This is a genomic window from Gordonibacter pamelaeae, assembly GCF_003340385.1.
GTDB classification, from domain to species: Bacteria; Actinomycetota; Coriobacteriia; order Coriobacteriales; family Eggerthellaceae; genus Gordonibacter; species Gordonibacter pamelaeae.
Genome location: NZ_PPTS01000001.1, coordinates 332190 through 349743, shown reverse-complemented (window position 1 = coordinate 349743; position 17554 = coordinate 332190). Strand labels below are relative to the sequence as shown.

Below are 17554 nucleotides of genomic sequence, written 5' to 3'. Positions count from 1 at the left end.
CTTTCCCATGCGAACCGAAGGAAAGGAGTACGCGATGTCGGGAAGAAGCTCATTGTCCGGCATAGGGTCGGTGGAGAAGACGGGAAGGAAGAACACGTGGCGCATCAGGGTCGCGCTCGGCAAGGACCCCGTGACGGGCAAGTACAGGAAGTCGCCCAGCCGCACCGTGCACGGCACCAAGTCGGAGGCGACCAAGGCGCTGATGGAGTACCGCGCCGAGATCATGGACGCCTCGGCGGTGAGGCCGAGCGACATCACCATCGGGGAATACGCGGTGCGCTTCCACGAGGAGCGCGAGCACGAGTTCAGGAGCCCGCTCGCGTGGAACCGGGAGGCCTACGAGATCAAGCGGATAGCCGAGGCCTTCGGCGCGTACCGCCTGCAGGAGCTCGACACCCTCACCCTGAGGAGCGCCTACTCCAGGATGCGCAAGGAGGGCGCGACCGAGAGCAGGCTACACCGCGTCCACCAGAAGCTCTCCCAGATCATGAACCAGGCGGTCGACGACGGGCTCGTCGCCAAGAACCCCTGCTCCCCCATATCCATCCCCAGGCCGAAGCCCAAGGAGCGGCACAGCCTCACGGCGGGCGAGGCGCAGAGGCTCAACTCCACCATCCTCGGGATGTCCGTGAGCGCCCAGCATTGCGCGGTGCTGCGTACCCTGCACACGGGCATGAAGCGCAGCGAGATGCTCGGCCTCACCTGGGAGCACGTCCACTTCGACAAGCGCAAGCTCTACGTCGCCCAGCAGTATGCCTGCGACAAGGTCCCGAGAGACCCGAAGAGCAAGCATTGGATCCCCCTCGACAACGAGATCGTCGCGTACCTCGAGGAATGGAAGCGGGTGCAAAGGACGGAGTTCGAGGCCAGGAAGAGGAGGCTAGAGGGCGAGGACACCGACGCGATAGCGATCCCACAAACCGAGAAGAGCCCGGTCGTCAGCAACATCTACGGGGGCTGCTACGACCCGAACATCTTCGGAAGGTGGTTCCGGGAGTTCTGCGTGGAGAACGGATTCGGAGAGCAGGGTCGCGCGATCATGGTGCTAATTCTCGCATGCCTCGCGATTCTGGGCAACTCCTACCCGGACTGGAATCTCGACGATCCGGAGACGGCAGTCGCCATCGCCTTCCTCCACGCGTTCGAATGGGCGTTCGTCAGAATTGTGCCGTTCGTGATCGCGGGCACCGCGGCGGGATTGCTCCTGACGAGAAGAAGGAGTTGACCCCAGGAAAACATCTGATTCTTCTTGTCGCATTCCATGGACTCGCGGCAGAATCGCCGAGAGGAGGGGTTCTCATCCGCCGCTGTCCACTCCGCAACGGAGAAGGCCGTCTGGGAAGCTGCTCTTCGAAAGAATGCCCATTCCTTGCTCGCCTCCAGAAGGGATTCCAAGAGGCTCCATGATGCTGATCGCATCGAACGAGCCGAGAAAGCATTCTCCCAATGTTCGTCAAAGCGTGCTGCACGCGAAGACTCAAAAGCGACTGACCGTCGGAACGCCCCCACCGAGTGAATAGCATTTTCACGCGACAAAGAAGATACCTCAAACAAGCGAACCAGCTTTTCGGCTCCTGCTCAGAAGCCCACGTCGAAGACGGAGGTCTCCCCCACATCGCCCAACAAGATACAGGTGGAAGCAGCTGAAGACCTCGATGCGTCCTCCGAGCTTCTGGGCGCGACTCCGGGGTGCCTGGTACAAACAGCCCTATACGACATGATGCAATTGACAAATCGAAAGAACCCACCCAAGAAAGCGTTCATTCTAGCCATGCGCTTTCAGCAGGGATTAGACGACCCCATCCCAAAGCATTAACCAAACCTTAATGACTCTCAACCAGCAGTTGAAACCCGGTGATCGAGCATCTCATTATTTGCTCAGCAGCTGCTCGATATAATCAAGAAAAGACATCGCGCATTTATTGGAAGTGAGACACATAACAAGTGATGTCGCCTCAAGGCGAGGATCCGTCGTTTGCAAATGCACAATGTCCTTACGTCCCGAAAGACATCGATTGTCGGCCATCCCTAACGTAGTCAGCATGACGCTCCTGTCGTCGAAATCGGAAAGAAAGAACGACGCAGGCGATTCCGCATCAAAATGCACAGGTTTAAACAAGGGTTCGGCGCCGTATCGAGAAAACGCGTCGCGAGTCATATCCCTCATGTAATCGTATACATTCGTCATGCTTGTCATGATCGGTATATTCAGCAGGTCATCGAGAGAGATGCCGCCCTCCTCCGACAGAGAATTATGCTTGCTCATCCAGACAAGGAGCGGATTACGCGAAATGGGCACCGCGCGCATGTCAAGGTAATCTCCGTCAGGGCGGTACGAGCTCGGTTCGCCACACCGCACGTCGACAACAACATCAAACAAGCTATCTCGAATAGCTTCAGCGGGAGAACTGCCGACAAGCTTTGCGTAAACAATGTCCACATTCGGACAAGCTTTACGAAAATCATTCCCCGCCCGATATAAGACATCGTTCGCGTCGTTACCTTCGAGAAATACCGCTATACGCAATTCGCAATGCGCCTCTTTTTGCAGTTCCATGCAACGGCGAAGACAATCGTCCCATTGAAAGAGCAGCACCGCCATCTCGCTAGCGAAGTATTTACCAACCGACGTAAGCGTAACCTTCTTTGATCCGTGATCGATGAGATCAAGTCCGGTCTCAGCTTCAAGCTCTGCCATATGTTTGCTAAGACAAGACTGGGTAACGTGGAGCTCACGGGCCGCTTTGCTTAAATTCTGGCTAACTGCAAATACCTGGAATTCTCTGACAATATCTATGTTCATAGGACCCTCCGATCCGTAGACATAGTATAAACGCAAATATAAATTAGCTCTTCGCCAGCGACCGCATGAAAAACGCTCGCAAACTGATATGCATGAGCATATGCCAATTTTGCAAGGAAATAATACAGCACTTACAGCTTTTGACAATCCGCTAGCCAATGCGGCTTGCAAGCGAATGATCACTTACCGAGAGTCTTCTGGCCTTTCGATGCGCTCGGGGCAAATGAGGCTGTACTGAACGAAGCATCCGCACACTGCAGCATGAGAGGACTCTGCCAGCGCGTCAGCAGAAGCCGAAAAGGAGAAAACGACCCCTATAGACCGCCCGCATACCACTAACAAACCGAAGGAGCATTCAACTCAAATTACTAACGGGGGCCTGCCGATTCCGTTTCCGCAGACCCCCGAAAAGCAAGGGGCAAATGCTAAATATCGCCCCTTTAAGCTATCGATTCAATCGCATTATGCAGCAGCTTTGTCCCATTTGATCTTTCCGATAAACGAGCAAGATACAAGAAGCAATGCACCAATGACGATAACCATTACCATAGCGGCAATCAGAGCCGCCTGATAGCTGCCAAGAGCCTGATAGACAAAGCTAATTATGGTCCCGCTGATACCACCCATAAGTCCGTTTACGGTCATTAGGTTCGAGAAAATCTTGGAGTAATCCTTGTTCCCGTAAAGCGAACGAACAATAAGCGGATAGCCGACGGAGATGAGTGCGTTGTGTGAGCCGAACAAAAACGCGCCTACAAGAAGCGCCGCGGAAGCAGGAGCAAACACCCACAGCCCAAAACCAACCAGGAAAGCGAGAACGAATACCACAAACGTAGCCTTTAGGCCGGCACGATTCGACATGAAGCCGAACGCAACCTTTCCGCAGATATTGCCAACCGCCGCAACGGAAATCATCGAAGCACCTAGCATGGCCGCTTCAGGGGCAGCCATAATCCCGTCCATCGCCTCAGTGGCAATAGCCACCTGGTTAGAGTTAAATCCCATACCGATCGAAGTGAACAGCACGACGACCATCATGATCCAGAAAGGAGCTGATTTAAGCGCTGTAGCACGGCTCGCGCCAAGCTTCATGGCGTCTGCTTCCTGAGAAGCAAGTTCCGCGTCGAACCCATACGGCTCAAGCCCCTTGTCGCTCGGCTTGAATTTAAATACGAACAGCGTCCACGGAAGGAGGAACACACAAATAAGCGCAGCGTTGATCTGATACGCCGTCGACCATCCGAAGTTTTGAAGGATCATGGTAAACAACGGAGCCCAACAAAACGTGCCAACGCCGGTAAACGCAGCTGCGATGCCGAGCACTCTGCCGCGCTGCTTCTTGCCGAACCAATTGCCGAGCAGCGTAGGAACGGTCAGCGTCGCGATGCACGGCACGGCAAGGCCGATCACCGCCCCCCAAATATAAAACCACATGACATTGTTGCCAAAAGAGAACATGAATACGGCTAGAGCAAGAAGTATAGCGGAGAGCGAGGTCACCACATTAATGTTCCTGCTCTGAATCGCCTGCCCCCAGAAAGACGTAGCTATCGCGGAGACAATCGAGCAAATCGTCATCCATAGCATCCAGTCGCCAGGACCAACTCCTATTGATTGAGAAACGGGCAGCATGTATACGCCAACGATACTGATCGACGCCGCCATCGAGCCGGCGTTGACGAAACAGCACCCTATGAAAATCAGCCATGCGTAGTGCATTTTTCCACTCTTTTCGGAAGTCATTTCATCCCCTTTCCCTTAAAACCTCCTGCCTCTTCGGCTCTTCGCAGGTCAACCTCTTGTTTTCCCCAGGAGGCCTTAAGACAGGAGTTCTCTTTTCCATTTCAAACCGCTCGTCGTTCGAAGCAGAGGACGAACGACGAGCTTCCAGTTCTTCAGCAAGAGATGCCTCGAAATTTGCGCGAGGGCATGCCCCGCATCCCACGCAGAACAGGCACACTTTGACTACTCCATCGAGACCAATTGCAGCCAGTAGGTCAGATCCTTGCCGGCAAAAGGATGGTTGAAGTCGATAGTTACCTGTAAATCGTCTGCATGGATTACCTTCACAGGAATAGGAGATCCGCTCACTGGGTTCGTCCAAGCAAAAAAATCGCCCTCTTTCAGCTTCTCCCCGTTAGCGATGTACGTGCGAGGATACGTCTGGACGCCATTCGGATCATGTGCGCCAAACCCCAAATCATAGGGAATGCGGACAGTACGCTCTTCGCCGATTTCCATCGAGATAAACTCGTTGTCCATTCCCTTCGGAAGCTCGCCGACGCCCAAAACCACACGCACAGGTTCACCTTGGCTGCAATCGTCAATTAGATCATCGCCAACAGCGCCTCCGCGGTACCTGACAAAAGCCGCCCTTCCTACGCGCTCACTATCCATGAAAGACACCTCTCTCCACTTCGTCGCACCGCAACGAAACCTTTAATCGAGGTCAACCGTACGCACATCAGAGTCATCGCGATGCGTTGCAAATTCGATATGACCCGTTGCCTCGACCTCCATCGCGGCAGCTTTTCTTCTGTTTGCGTCATTGAAGCGTTTGGAAACAAATTCACCGCGGGCCTCGTACGGCTTGTATTGCGGGACGAACAGAACCTGCTTGGTCTTGTCGCACATGAGCTTCGCAAGCTCTTCTACCGGACCGTACTTCATAACGTCCGCAAGGCAGTGGTGCACGCAAATCGGTTCGCGGCCCTTCGCAGTACGATTAACGCACAAGTCGCACAGATCTGTAGGCACCGGAATCTTGTTCCAGTTCATATGATCTTCATCGATCTCCCAAGGACCTTCATCAACGACACGAATGCCCCATTTGCCTACCGGATAACCGTGCTCTTCCTTGCATGAAACCTCGCAAGACTGGCACCCCGTGCAGTATTCGTAGTCAATCAGCAGACCGTAAGTCGTCATCGTTACACCAACTCCCCAAACTTCTCCCAGACAAGATTCATATCGGTGTCGTAGTTCTCCTTAATGGGCTCGACGTTGCACAGCAAGCACTTAAAGGGGGCGCCGAAGCCGAGTTTGCCGAAGTGGAAGTTCGGTACAAGGTTGTTGATGTTCGAACGGAACGTGCCATACAGATAAGGAGCGTTTCCGTCCTGCTCAGGGAACCACCAGGCATGCTGGGCGTGAACGACACCCTCCTTTACGATTGGGGTGATCTTCGCCTTGAGCACACAGCTGCCGAACTGGTTGCTGACCTTGACCCACTGACCGTCGGAGACGCCGATACTTCTCGCCGTTTCAGGATTGATCTCAATCAGCGGATCGGGGTTGAGTTCGCGACAATACGCAATCTGACGATTCTCGGAGTGGAAGAATGCGAACGGACGAGCACCCGTCGTCAGCACGAACGGATACTGCTCGAGAAGCTCGGGTGTCGCACGCGGGCTGTATTGGGGCTCCTCGTAATACGGAAGCGGATCCTCGCCAAATCTCTGGAACGCATAGGACCACAACTCAACGCGGCCAGTCGACGTATTGAAGCCGGGTTTTCCATCACGACGAAGGAGGCCGGTCTCGTATTTGCGATAGCCGACGTAGCGCTGAAGGACAACCTCCTTGCTGATATCCTCGAAGCTGTACTTGCTGCCGAGACGCAAATGCTCGATGAAGTCACGCACGCAGTCATATTTCTCCCACAAGTGCGGGTTGAGAACCTTGCCGAGGTTATAGCAGAGCTCGAGGTCCGACATGCCCTCGCCCTGTGTAACCGCCTTGTTCATGAACCCCATGGTTACCGGGGACGAGCCGTAGTGCGTCTGAACGACGCCCTCGCGTTCCGCTATGGTCGCAAGCGGCAGGAACACGTCGCATGTTGCCTGCGTAGACGGCGTCATGAACGTATCAAAGCCGACAACGAATTCCATCGAGCGATTGATGGCCTTCATCCAGCGCTCGGGCTCCGCAGACGTGCAGGAGAGCAAGTTGTTTCCAGCATAGAAACCCATTTTGATCGGATACGGATCATCCGTCTCCATGGCACGCAGCGTTAAATCGCAATGAGAGTTAAGGATCAATCCGCAGTACGCGGGATACTCCTTTGCTCCTATCATCTTCGCAATAAGCTCTTTGCCCAAACCCTCTTCGAAACCGAATCCGGCTTCGTTCAGACCCATCGTCTTATCGCCGATTCGCATACCACCGGGAACGTCGATGTTCCCGCAGATAGCCATCAAAGCGATCATGCAATGACCCGCCTGCATGCCGTTTGCCTTCTGATCGAGAGCAAGGCCCCATGCAATCGAAGCCGGTGTTGCCGTTGCGTACATACGGGCAGCAGCAACAATCTTCTCCTCGGGAACACCCGTAATCTCCGCAGCCTTCGCCGGAGTCATCTCTTTAACGCGCTCGGCAAGCTCTTCGAAGCCATAGCACCAGTATTCGACGAACTCCTTGTCGTAAAGCCCTTCGGAGATGATGACGTTCAACCATGCCATCGCAAGTGCCGTATCGGTGCCCGGACGGAGCTGCAGCAAATAATCCGCACGTGAAGACATCCACGTCTTGCGCGGATCAACGACAATCAGACGCGTCCCCCTGCGCATAAGGTCAATGACCGCATGCCCGAACAAGCCGTCAGGATTCGAGGCGAGCGGCTCCTTGCCCCAAACGACAATGCATTCAGGAATCTCGTATTCCGGATCATCGTAACGACCCGGCAAGCCGCCCGCGTAATCGATCTCAGGATATGCAGCGCCCAGCAAATACGACGAGGCTGCCATTCGCGGAACATAGCAAGCGTACCCGGATTGAGAATAGCAGTAGTTAGGCGTACAGAGCATACGGCTACCAAACGGAGCCATCGTACCGCCCTCGCGACCGGTACCGGCGAAGACGACAATCGACTCGCGTCCGTACTGCTCCGTGATCTCGTCGTAGCGCTTCTTGATGAGAGAGAACGCCTCGTCCCATGTTATCTCTTCCCACGCATCTGCGACACCGCGCTTCTCGGGATCGCGCTTCATAGGATGCAGTATGCGACTCGGGTTGTAGATATAATCCTTGAGCGTAATGCAGCGTACACACAGACGGCCCTGCGTAACCGGATTGTTTTCATCGCCTTCAACCTTGACGAGCTTTCCGCCCTCATCGGTGTAAAGCTTCAGCGTACAGCCTACCGGATGGCAGCCCGGGGGGGACCACGGGCTTGTACGCGTGACCGTCAATCCGTCCTCCTCGTAGCGCCAAGGCTTATTGAGGTCGTTTTCATCCTCGCTGATCGTGAATTCGCTACGCGCGTTTAATCGATCCGGATGCCAAGGGCGAATCGTAGGATTGTCGCGCCAGTCTTGATACCCCTTCTCCACAGATCTCTCCTTCCCTCGCTTCCCTTTTGTTTCGTCCATTCATGCATCTACAGCAGTTATCAGCCTCATCAGCCAACATAACTACGGGAGATAGACGACAACCTTTCCGCCGTTCTTTTCAGCAAGGATGCTGGATGACTCTTCGACGTCTACAACCTTAATGACCGAGGCGAGGCAGTGAAGCTCGCACAAAGGTTTCTTACCTTCTTCGATACGCGACACGCATAGATCGCATAAACGCGACGGGGTGGGCAGATAGTCCCATTCCCAGCGACCGTCATCAAACTTCTGAGGGCCGATAGAGGAAACTTTGATGCCCCATTCGTTGAGGCTCAGCCCCTTCTCTTTACGGCACGAGACCTCGCAGGATCCGCAGCCGGTGCAGTATCCGTAATCGATTACCATTGCTTTGTTGCCCATGACAATCCCTAACCTTCCAGGCTATCGACTTTTCGAATATTGCAGATCACGTTCTTGTATGGAGCTCCGTAACCTGTGATGCCGACGCACTCATGAGGCACAAGATTGTTGATGTTCGATTTGTAAACACCGAACAGATTCGGCGCCTCGCCATCCTGCTCGGGGAACCACCAAGCATGCTGCGCATGAACAACACGAGGATCAATCGTCGTGCTGAGCTTCGCTTTCTGAACACAAGTGCCAAGCGGATTGGAGATCTCGACCCAATCGCCATCGGAGATACCGTACTTCGACGCGGTGTCGGGATGAATGGTGACAAGCGGCCATGGATTCATCGAACGTAGCGAAGGTATTTGGCGGTGCTCGGAATGGAACATGGCGATATGGCGTCCGCCAGACGTAAGAACGAGAGGGAATGCCTCCCGGACCCCTTGGGAAATCTTATCGCTGTATGGGCTGTAATACGGCTCTTCGAAATACGGAAGAGCTTGCTCTCCAAAAGCGGGATAGATACAGGACTTCAACTCAACCAGACCGGTTGGGGTGTCAAAACCGGGCTTCCCATCGGCACGAAGCTTGCCGGACTCGTACTTGCGATATTCGAAGGGCTGCTGGAATACAACCATATCTTGCAAATCTTCGAAACCCCAATCGTACGCAGTATGCAACTGCTCGGTGAAGAACTCCGCAGGGGTCTCCCATGGCCAAAGCTCGGGGCGAAGGCGGCGACCAAGCTCGAGCATGATTTCAACATCGCTCTTGCAGTCACCGGAATCGACAGCCTTGTTCATCGCACCCAAGAAATGAGTATTGCGACCGAAATGCGGCATCACAATACCCTCATGTTCGATAGACGTCGTGAGCGGAAGAACCAGGTCGCACAAAGCCATGATCGATGGGTTCATAAAGATATCTTGCGACACGTTGAACTCGAGCTTGTTCAGGGCCTTCTCCCAGCGTTTCGGCGACGCAGCCATGCATGCAAGGGGATTCGTGCCGAACCAATAGCTCATCTTATACTCATCGACAGCGTTATCCTGTTCCAAGCAATTGAGCGTCACGTCCGGCAAGGGACCCGGACCCGCAGCATCCCAGCATGAATACTTGCCCTCGGGATCCCTCATTCTTTTCGCACGAATCTCATCAGGAACCGAGTTGACGGTCTCATAGCGCCATTTGCCCGTAAAGCTAGACGGACGAGCAAGCGTAAGACCGCCAGGAATATCCAGATAACCGCAAAGCGCACAAATCGCGAGGAAGATGTGCCCGGCTTGCTGGCCATTGGTCATCTGATCGATTGCCAAACCCCACAAGGCGGACGAGGGACTATTCATCGCAAACGCACGTGCCGCACCACGAATCAGCTCTGGATCTACCCAGCAAACTTCACCGGCACGCTCGGGCGTCCAATCCTCCACCCACTCTGCAAAGTCGTCGAATCCATAGCACCACTTGTCAACGAATTCCTTGTTGTACAAATTCTCGGCAATAATGACATGAGCCAAGCCAAGGCCGAGGGCCGTATCGGTACCGGGGCGAAGCTGGAGATGGTATTCAGCATGCGCGGCGATCCATGTAACGCGAGGATCAACGACGATCAGCTTTGATCCAAGCTTCATCAGGTCGACAAGCGCGTGACCGAACAGGCCGTCGGGGCTAGAGTTAATAGGATCCTTTCCCCACACCAAGACATACTTTGGAAGCTCCCAACGCGGATCCTCATATCTGTCCGGGAAATACGCCGCGTAATCAAGTTCGGGATAGCCCGCGCCAAGCTGGAAGTTTGCTATGGTGCAACGCGGACCGTAGCAAGCACCGCCGCTGAGGGTCATGCAGTAGTTTGGGGACATAAAGATCGCATGGCAATACGCCGCCGAATACATCGTTATTTCGCGTCCGGTGCCGGTGAAGGTCAGAATGCCCTGAGGGCCGGGCTCCTTCCAGTACTTGCGCACCTTTGACTCTATAAGGTCATAAGCTTCATCCCAGGAAATCACCTCCCATTTATCCTTACCGCGATCCGCGCGATCTCGCTTCATCGGATGCAGAATTCGATCTGGATGGTACTCGACTTCGTCGAGAGCGATACATCTCGGGCAAAGTCTTCCGTGCGTGATGGGGTGATTCGGATCGCCCTCGACTTTCACAAGCTTTCCGTCTTTGACGGTTACGACGATGCCGCATCCAACTGGATGGTCTCCCGGCGGCGACCATACGCATGTGCGAACTTGATGAGTACCGTCTCCAAGCTCAGTAATCCAGCTTTTCTCGTCCATTCCCTATTCTTCTCCTCTCCGATTTTCCGCTTTCTTTAAGCGCGATTTCCATACCGAAAGAAACGAGGGCATTTCGCAATAAACGCTGCGCAGGGGTAACTTGAGTTAGATCTACGGAAGCTTTTTCCATCCGGCGAACACGACAACGAGGCCTAGTGCGAAAATCGGTGCCATGACGTACTGACCAGCAATTGAAAAGCTTCCGAAATGTTCGACTACCATTCCGAGAATTCGGGATCCGAACAAAGCCGCCAGCTGCTGGAAGAACAGCACGATTGCCGTTGCCGAAGCAATATCTTCGGGGCGCTTGACGACTTTGGGGATGGAGGACCATATCATTACGGGAATCACTCCACCGGCAATGGCATTGAGCGCAATCACCGGGACAAACCCCTCGACCGTTGTCGTCTGGAACACCATCCAGGCATATGCGGTACCCCCAATGCAGCTGAGCACCATTAGTTTTTTCTTGGTTCCCAGAACATCGGAAAGCTTGCCCGCTAAAGGATTCACGCAGCAGCCCGCGACAGCCATTACCGATATAATCGCGGACATGGCAGTCATCGAGATATCAGTCTCCTGCGTTGCATAGGTTGTCAAGAAGTTGGACATTCCCAGAAAAGGAATCTCTTCGCACAGGAAGACAAGGCCGAGGATCCATACTGCAGGGTTTTTCACAACGCGCTTGAGATTCGCAAAATGGCTCGACGCGCTTGCCTCTCCGGCAGATCGTCCTCTTTCGCCGTCCGAATCAAAGCTAAACGGAGCGTCTCGATAGAAGATGAGAACGACGAGGAGCAGGATTGCGTTAAACGCAAGGCAAACACCCCATATGAAATGGTAGTCCCCCGTTGCTTCGAACATTCTCGAAAAAAGGCTTGGACCCACCAGGAAAGCCATGGTGACGTTCATTGCCCAAATCCCTAGCGGGACGCCCCGCTTTTCCGGGGAAAACCACCCAGAAATAGCAGGTACCGCTGCAGTGGAAACCAGGCCAAAACCAACGCCTTCAACCACCCTGCTCAATATGAAGACGGTCAAATCCGTTGCGATGGTGCCGATGAAACCGCCGATTACCGCAAACAGCAATGAAAGGACGAACGTGTAGCGATAGCCGATTTTCCCCACAATGACCGCTCCGGGAACAGCGAGGATCGCAGCGATAATGTAGAACATCGCCATGACCCAGCTCATAGCATCCGTTCCAATCGAAAACGATTGCATCAATACCGGAGACAAAATCGAAACCTTGAGCATATTGAGAGGCATCGCAACGCCGGTCAACCAGACGATCAGCGTCACGAACCAGCAATATATCGCCGGTGAACGACCCTTATATACGCTCTTTGCCTTTAATGCAGCCCCCATACTTTTCCCCTCCTAAAGCATGCCGCCCGCTACCGTTTCGTTTTAATGAGGCTGAAATACCCCCGGGAAACACAAGGGATGCTTTGATCAGTTCAGCATCCCGGGAGCCGCCGGAGGCTTGGGCGCCCCCGGAATCCCAGGCGCACCGGGGGCGGCAGGAGCGGCAACCGGAGATCCGTTTCTCCTCTCCATGCCGTCGGTTTTTGCGCCGCAAAACGGACACTCTTCAGGAGCTACGCCCATAACCATGTTGATTTGCTTTCCGCAACTCGAACATTCAATGAACTGATCAACGCCTGCGGGTCTAAAGCACATAACATTTCCTCTCTCTAAGCGTTCTCCATTACGTCACAAAACACGGCAGCCATCAGCTGGTATATACCCCATGGGAACTGGCTGAATTGTTCGAACTGCTCGTATTCTAAAGATGGCGAAACTACTGTTGTTACTGAAGATGTCGCACCCTTTATCCCCTCTTTTGGAAACATGGTTAATCCGATCTGGAAGACCGATTCGGACCTCGCCTTAATGAGATCGCACTACTTGCCTAGCAAGCAAGCCCATGCTCTCGCTGCAACCTTGATCAGACCCTCGATGACGACAGCGAACATTTGGCCACCAAAGGAAGCTGAGAACTAGCTCCGAAACCCTTTTATTCCGATGTTCTGCCAGGTCGGATACGATCCGGAAATCCGTTTCATTCGCCCGTCTCCCAACAATGAAACCCTGGGCGGCCCGCAGTAAAACCACATCCGCAGCAGAATACCCGCACCTGAGAGCCGCTCCCACTCGCAGTCTCTAGCCAGAACCCATTGGACATCGCCCATTCCGCTTGTACATGAAGGAATCCTTCGTGAGGCATCGAATTCTTGGTGCGGATTCGAACGCGCCCCCAACGATTGCCCCGCCTTCCCCCACTCAGCGCATCAGGGCCGATCCCGACAACCTGCAAGAAGATTAGACTCAAGGAGAAACGGGTCCAAGGGGCATATGCGGCAAATCAAAGAGCGTGAAGGAGATTCGAAGGCAGAATAAACCCATGGGATCCGCCCTTGCAGAATTCCGGAGGCTCTCCCACCCGAAAGTGAAAGCCACACCGCCGGGAGAACGTGTCAGGGGGCATTATCATGGAGTAGCACGCATCCGCGCATTAATGCCGACAAGGAAAACGAAACGGAGGCCTAGAGGCTCGATGCGGAGACGACCGCCACGCTCGTCGAGGACGCCACCCACGAATACCCCATGACCATCCCGGACATCGACCCAGGACGGCCTCTGAGCTGGTCATCTTATCAGGATCGAGGACTTCTCCGACCACGACCACATCGCATCGCACTGCGGTGTAGCGCCCAAGACCGCCAGTCGGGAACGTCTATATCGTCGGTCAGCGCGTCCAGGCAGAGCAGCAAGAGGTTGTGATATACGCGATCTTGAGAGACAAGATCCCATACGCGACTTAGCGAGCCGCGCTGTAGACAGTCGGAAGCGAACCCTGAACGAGGCCTGCGTCAGCATTGCCAAATCACTAGCTGAGCGTCGGATTGACGCTTGGGAAAATTATGGGAACACCCTGCTCGTCGCACTATGCCTCCTTGCTCTAGAACCATCCGCCCCTTATCGCAGGTGCTTGCCATGCGCGCCAGCGGCGCGAAAGGCCCGTCGGCCAAACGCTCGGAAGCTCAGGGCCCTCGCGGGTTTTCGCTTCCCTCCGCTGACGCCCCCGGGAACCGGGGCGCGCCCCAGGCCACGAGGCCAGCCAAAGGGGCGGGCCGAAAGCCGAAAGGGATCGTCATGGGAAACCGAGCCGTCATCACCACCGCCGAGAGGAAGATCGGGCTGTACCTGCACTGGAACGGAGGGCGCGACACCGTCGAGCCGCTGCTTCGGTACTGCGAGTTCAAGGGCTACCGCCCGCCGAGCTCGGACGACTACGGATGGGCGAGGCTCTGCCAGGTCGCCGGCAACTTCTTCGGAGTCACGCTGAGCGTGGGCATCATGCCCTACTCCGACGACAAGCATATGAATCCCGGGGACAACGGGATCTACGTCATCGAAGGATGGAGGATCGCCGACCGGATCCTCCCTTACGAAGGATTCGTCGAGCAGAGCTCCCACGACTTCGACGGCATGCTCCGGGCCTTCGACGAGGCGATGCCCGAAGGCGAGCGGCTCGGAGACCTCCTCGACGCCGAAGAGATCCCCTCCTCGGAGCTCGAAATCGGAGACGAGGTCTGGGTGAGCGACTTCGACGGGCGATGGGAGCACTACCCCGTGGTGGCCCGCTCCGAAAAGGGCACACCGCTCGTCGCCCGATACGACCACGACGGCGACTGGAATTGGAACCCGAACAACAGGATCGAATCCGACACCGCCCTCATCGTCCCGAGGGAGTAGGCGTAAGCGCGAAGGGAGCCGCCCCCTCCGGCGGCTCCCTTCCCATCGTTCTCCCGATCGCGATCGCGCCGGGGCTGCGCGCCCCGGTCCTGCAGCAGGAGGCAAGCCCCCTGCACCCATCCACCGTTTCGGGATTAAGAGAGTCCCGAAACGGTTGCTTCGGAAGCGCCACCAAAATTCATATTCGTCGGACCATTTGCAAATCGCGACCAAAACGGGACAGAACCCGGCGCAAGAGCTCACCTCAGCGCTACTTCTCTACCGCCCGAAAAGCATCGTGCGGATGCCCTTGTTTTCGGCGGTTTTCCAATTATTTGCCCAAAATTTGCCCAAAAGCAAAGAGACGAAGTCCCTCAATATGGTCGGACCAAGCATGCGAACTGGGGAAACATTGCGTTATCCATCCCGACAGAACCGTACGGTCGCTGGGCTGTCAGACCGAGAACATACATGACTAAACAAGCTAACGAAATCGTCTAGAGCGCTTTTTCAATCAGAGATCCATAGCCTTCCCATCGCGTATAAGTTGCCAGACTGCTTTCTTGGATGCCACCCCTTCATCTCCCAAACGCAATCACCTTCCGTCGAGAAGGCCGGGTTAATCGTCGGGAACGTGCTCCAAGCCCCCATAGGCTTCGAAGAGAGGACGGAGTGAAAAGGGCACGGCGACAGATTGGTAAGATCAGCGACGAATCGCACCCCTCGATTCGCAGCCGCGCTGAAAAGCGCGACGGCCTTGGCGACGACAACACCGCCGATATGAGAAGAGTCGCATACATCGGCTAGGCATACTCGCCAAGCTACCGCGTCGCTTCCTCAAGATTTTTCAATGTCTCGACCGCCCGCCTGATGCCATCTGGGTCCAACGTATAGTGAATCCACTTCCCATCCTTCTCGCATTTGACGAGCCCGGCCGTGCAAAGGAGCTTCATATGATGAGAAAGCGTCGACTGCGACATCTCGTGCTCCGCCAGCACTTTGCAGGAGCATATGCCAGGCTGAGACGCGATTTGTCGCATTATCCGAAGCCGCCTCTCATCTCCGAGCGCTTTGAAGATGGAGGCATCGTCGGAAAGGCGGGGGGATTGCAAGGGTTCGCTGTTGCTTTTCGCGTGGTCCATGGGTGTCCTCCTATGCGGCACGTCGCTTCGGCTAATCATACTACCATCTTGAGAAAACGGGATTCCGCTAACGGGAAAGTCGCTCCTTCAGCATGAGGACTCTTCGCTCGATTTCCTCGATGACTTCCAGAAACTCGCCATCCCCCTTTCCAGTGGGATCGGCAATGCCCCAATCCTCCGAATACTCGCTAGGTACGTTGGGGCATCTCACCTCGCATCCCATGAACACAACCACGTCGGGCGCGGGGATGTCCGCGACCAACTTGCTGCGCTGCCCGCAGCCCGCCATATCGATGCCATGGCTCTCCAGCATCAGCCTTTGCGCATCGGAGTTGATGGAGTCCCTAAGTTCGGTTCCCGCCGAATAGCTTTCGAACACGTCGGAGGCGAGCTTCCTACCGAGGGCCTCAGCGATCTGGCTTCGGCAAGCGTTGTGCGTGCACACGAATGCGACCTTGGGCTTGCCCGGACATGAGAGCTCGGGCTTGTAGGTCTCGAACGAGTAGTCGATGCCCGCCGAGCCGTCGTCCCCGTGATAGGAGATCGCGGATGCAGGGCAGAGGCTCCCGCATCCTTTGCATCCATGAACGCAGCCCACAGGATAGACGACATCGGGGGCCTCTTTCCCAATCGACGCCTTGTAGACCCCAAGCTGGCAGAGGGCGAGGCATGCGCCGCATCCTATGCACTCTGCCTCGTCTATGATGGGATACCAGGTTTTGCTCATTATGCCGTCCTTCTCTCGAGAGCGCCTTTGCTTGCGTTATCGGATCAACGATCTCGCCCCGCTGTCGAATACTCGCCTTTTAGAAGCCGCCTTGGCTGGCACGCGGCGGGACGAGCGTCGTGCGCTTGCCCTTGGCCCAGTCCCACGAGCGGAACTCCTTGGAGCCGGTCATGATGTCGTGGTCCTTGTAGTTCTCCGACCACATCAGGCAGAAGTTCCTCAGCTCCACGAGCAGGTCCTCGAGCGGCCCGTCGTACTCGTCCTCGATGTATGCCTTGAAGACGCTGTAGGTCTGGCTCTTGTCGCGGATGCGCTCCTTGACGAAGCGGATCGTGAGCCACATGCGGATGCCGGCGTTGAGCTTCTCGGACCCGGGGTCGTCGCCGAACATCAGCTCGATGGGCTTCCAGTACTCCTCGTACAGGCGCTCCTGCTCCCTGCGGTCCTCGGCGATGAGCAGGTAGTTGCGCACGAGATCGCCGACGGTCAGCGGGGTGCCGCGCGAGTTGAGCGACTCGAAGATCAGCTGCGGGTTGTCCTCGTCGGTGAGGTTGGCCGATATCAGCAGCAGCTGCTGCATGCCCGCCCACAGGTCGCCCGGATCGAATCCCTCCTCCCTCGTCTTCGCGCAGAAGAACTCGAAGTTCTCGACCACCCGCTCGGAGACGCGCTCGGGAAGCTCTCCCCCGTCCAAGATGGCGAACAGCGTCTTGCGGTCGGTACGCGACAGGACGAGCTTGTGCTCGCCGCCGACGAAGAGGAGGTTGTCGCGCACGAAGTCCGCATCCACATGCCCGATGCTGGCGCCCGTCTCGCGAAGGCGGCGCTCCAGCGCCGCCAGCAGGAGCGTGAGCGTCGCGGTGCGCTGCTGGCCGTCGATGACCGACAGGCGGGTCACGCCGCTGCCGTCGTCGGGGTCCACCGAATACAGCAGCGTGCCGATGAAATGCGTGTTGGAAGTACGTCCGGCGCGGAGAATGTCCCCCCACAGCTCGTCGCATTGATCCTTGCTCCATGAGTACACGCGTTGGAAAACCGGGATGACGTATTGCACGTTTTCCGACCCCAAAACATCCAAGAACATCTTTTGCTCGGTAATCACAACAGTCCCCTTT

13 protein-coding genes are annotated in these 17554 nt (G+C 55.6%); 2 read left to right on the top strand and 11 right to left on the bottom strand.

The genetic code is table 11. The annotated features are described in order from the left end of the window. Positions 1-34: 34 nt before the first annotated feature. Entirely contained in the window at positions 35-1225 is a 1191-nt protein-coding gene (locus C1877_RS01485) for a tyrosine-type recombinase/integrase (protein ID WP_181813766.1), read from the top strand. Between the two features lie 645 nt (positions 1226-1870). Here C1877_RS01485 and C1877_RS01480 read toward each other — a convergent pair. The 8 genes from C1877_RS01480 to C1877_RS01445 all read right to left on the bottom strand — a co-directional run bounded on the left by C1877_RS01480 (position 1871) and on the right by C1877_RS01445 (position 12197). Next, positions 1871-2803 (bottom strand): LysR family transcriptional regulator, encoded by a 933-nt coding sequence (locus C1877_RS01480; protein ID WP_114568175.1) that lies wholly within the window; start codon positions 2801-2803, stop codon positions 1871-1873. Positions 2804-3265: 462 nt separating this feature from the next. Continuing rightward, positions 3266-4546: an MFS transporter gene (locus C1877_RS01475; RefSeq protein WP_114568174.1), complete on the bottom strand. Its 1281-nt coding sequence runs from the start codon at positions 4544-4546 to the stop codon at positions 3266-3268. Positions 4547-4768: 222 nt separating this feature from the next. Further along, on the bottom strand, positions 4769-5200 hold the full coding sequence (locus C1877_RS01470; protein WP_147274491.1) for an FKBP-type peptidyl-prolyl cis-trans isomerase: 432 nt from the start codon (positions 5198-5200) through the stop codon (positions 4769-4771). 42 nt (positions 5201-5242) lie between these two features. Then, entirely contained in the window at positions 5243-5731 is a 489-nt protein-coding gene (locus C1877_RS01465; protein WP_114568172.1) for an oxidoreductase, read from the bottom strand. Between the two features lie 2 nt (positions 5732-5733). Next, positions 5734-8133, bottom strand: a complete 2400-nt coding sequence (locus C1877_RS01460) for a molybdopterin-dependent oxidoreductase (RefSeq protein WP_227153576.1) — start codon at positions 8131-8133, stop codon at positions 5734-5736. Between the two features lie 81 nt (positions 8134-8214). After that, positions 8215-8553 carry an oxidoreductase gene (locus C1877_RS01455; RefSeq protein WP_114568170.1) on the bottom strand — a complete coding sequence of 113 codons (339 nt, stop codon included), beginning with the start codon at positions 8551-8553 and terminating at the stop codon, positions 8215-8217. Positions 8554-8561: 8 nt separating this feature from the next. Then, a complete protein-coding gene (locus C1877_RS01450; protein WP_114568169.1) occupies positions 8562-10829 on the bottom strand; it encodes a molybdopterin-dependent oxidoreductase in 2268 nt (755 codons plus the stop codon). A gap of 111 nt (positions 10830-10940) precedes the next feature. After that, on the bottom strand, positions 10941-12197 hold the full coding sequence (locus C1877_RS01445) for an MFS transporter (RefSeq protein ID WP_114568168.1): 1257 nt from the start codon (positions 12195-12197) through the stop codon (positions 10941-10943). A 1791-nt stretch (positions 12198-13988) separates the two neighbouring features. Between C1877_RS01445 and C1877_RS01435 the strand changes: the two genes are divergently transcribed. Further along, positions 13989-14591, top strand: a complete 603-nt coding sequence (locus C1877_RS01435; protein WP_114568166.1) for a hypothetical protein — start codon at positions 13989-13991, stop codon at positions 14589-14591. Positions 14592-15391: 800 nt separating this feature from the next. Here C1877_RS01435 and C1877_RS01430 read toward each other — a convergent pair. From C1877_RS01430 to C1877_RS01420, 3 genes are all read right to left on the bottom strand, one after another. Next, the gene (locus C1877_RS01430) at positions 15392-15712 is read right to left on the bottom strand and encodes an ArsR/SmtB family transcription factor (RefSeq protein WP_114568165.1); all 321 of its coding nucleotides are present in this window, start codon (positions 15710-15712) and stop codon (positions 15392-15394) included. A 67-nt stretch (positions 15713-15779) separates the two neighbouring features. Beyond that, complete coding sequence (locus C1877_RS01425) at positions 15780-16439, bottom strand: arsenate reductase/protein-tyrosine-phosphatase family protein (protein WP_114568164.1); 660 nt, start codon at positions 16437-16439, stop codon at positions 15780-15782. A gap of 79 nt (positions 16440-16518) precedes the next feature. Next, positions 16519-17541 (bottom strand): DUF262 domain-containing protein, encoded by a 1023-nt coding sequence (locus C1877_RS01420; RefSeq protein WP_114568163.1) that lies wholly within the window; start codon positions 17539-17541, stop codon positions 16519-16521. Positions 17542-17554: the final 13 nt, after the last annotated feature.

Bases quoted from the DNA above. Each gene is read 5' to 3' on its own strand.
- C1877_RS01485 (WP_181813766.1), top strand. From the start codon at position 35: ATGTCGGGAAGAAGCTCATTGTCCGGCATAGGGTCGGTGGAGAAGACG.
- C1877_RS01480 (WP_114568175.1), bottom strand. From the start codon at position 2,803: ATGAACATAGATATTGTCAGAGAATTCCAGGTATTTGCAGTTAGCCAG.
- C1877_RS01475 (WP_114568174.1), bottom strand. From the start codon at position 4,546: ATGACTTCCGAAAAGAGTGGAAAAATGCACTACGCATGGCTGATTTTC.
- C1877_RS01470 (WP_147274491.1), bottom strand. From the start codon at position 5,200: ATGGATAGTGAGCGCGTAGGAAGGGCGGCTTTTGTCAGGTACCGCGGA.
- C1877_RS01465 (WP_114568172.1), bottom strand. From the start codon at position 5,731: ATGACGACTTACGGTCTGCTGATTGACTACGAATACTGCACGGGGTGC.
- C1877_RS01455 (WP_114568170.1), bottom strand. From the start codon at position 8,553: ATGGGCAACAAAGCAATGGTAATCGATTACGGATACTGCACCGGCTGC.
- C1877_RS01450 (WP_114568169.1), bottom strand. From the start codon at position 10,829: ATGGACGAGAAAAGCTGGATTACTGAGCTTGGAGACGGTACTCATCAA.
- C1877_RS01445 (WP_114568168.1), bottom strand. From the start codon at position 12,197: ATGGGGGCTGCATTAAAGGCAAAGAGCGTATATAAGGGTCGTTCACCG.
- C1877_RS01435 (WP_114568166.1), top strand. From the start codon at position 13,989: ATGGGAAACCGAGCCGTCATCACCACCGCCGAGAGGAAGATCGGGCTG.
- C1877_RS01430 (WP_114568165.1), bottom strand. From the start codon at position 15,712: ATGGACCACGCGAAAAGCAACAGCGAACCCTTGCAATCCCCCCGCCTT.
- C1877_RS01425 (WP_114568164.1), bottom strand. From the start codon at position 16,439: ATGAGCAAAACCTGGTATCCCATCATAGACGAGGCAGAGTGCATAGGA.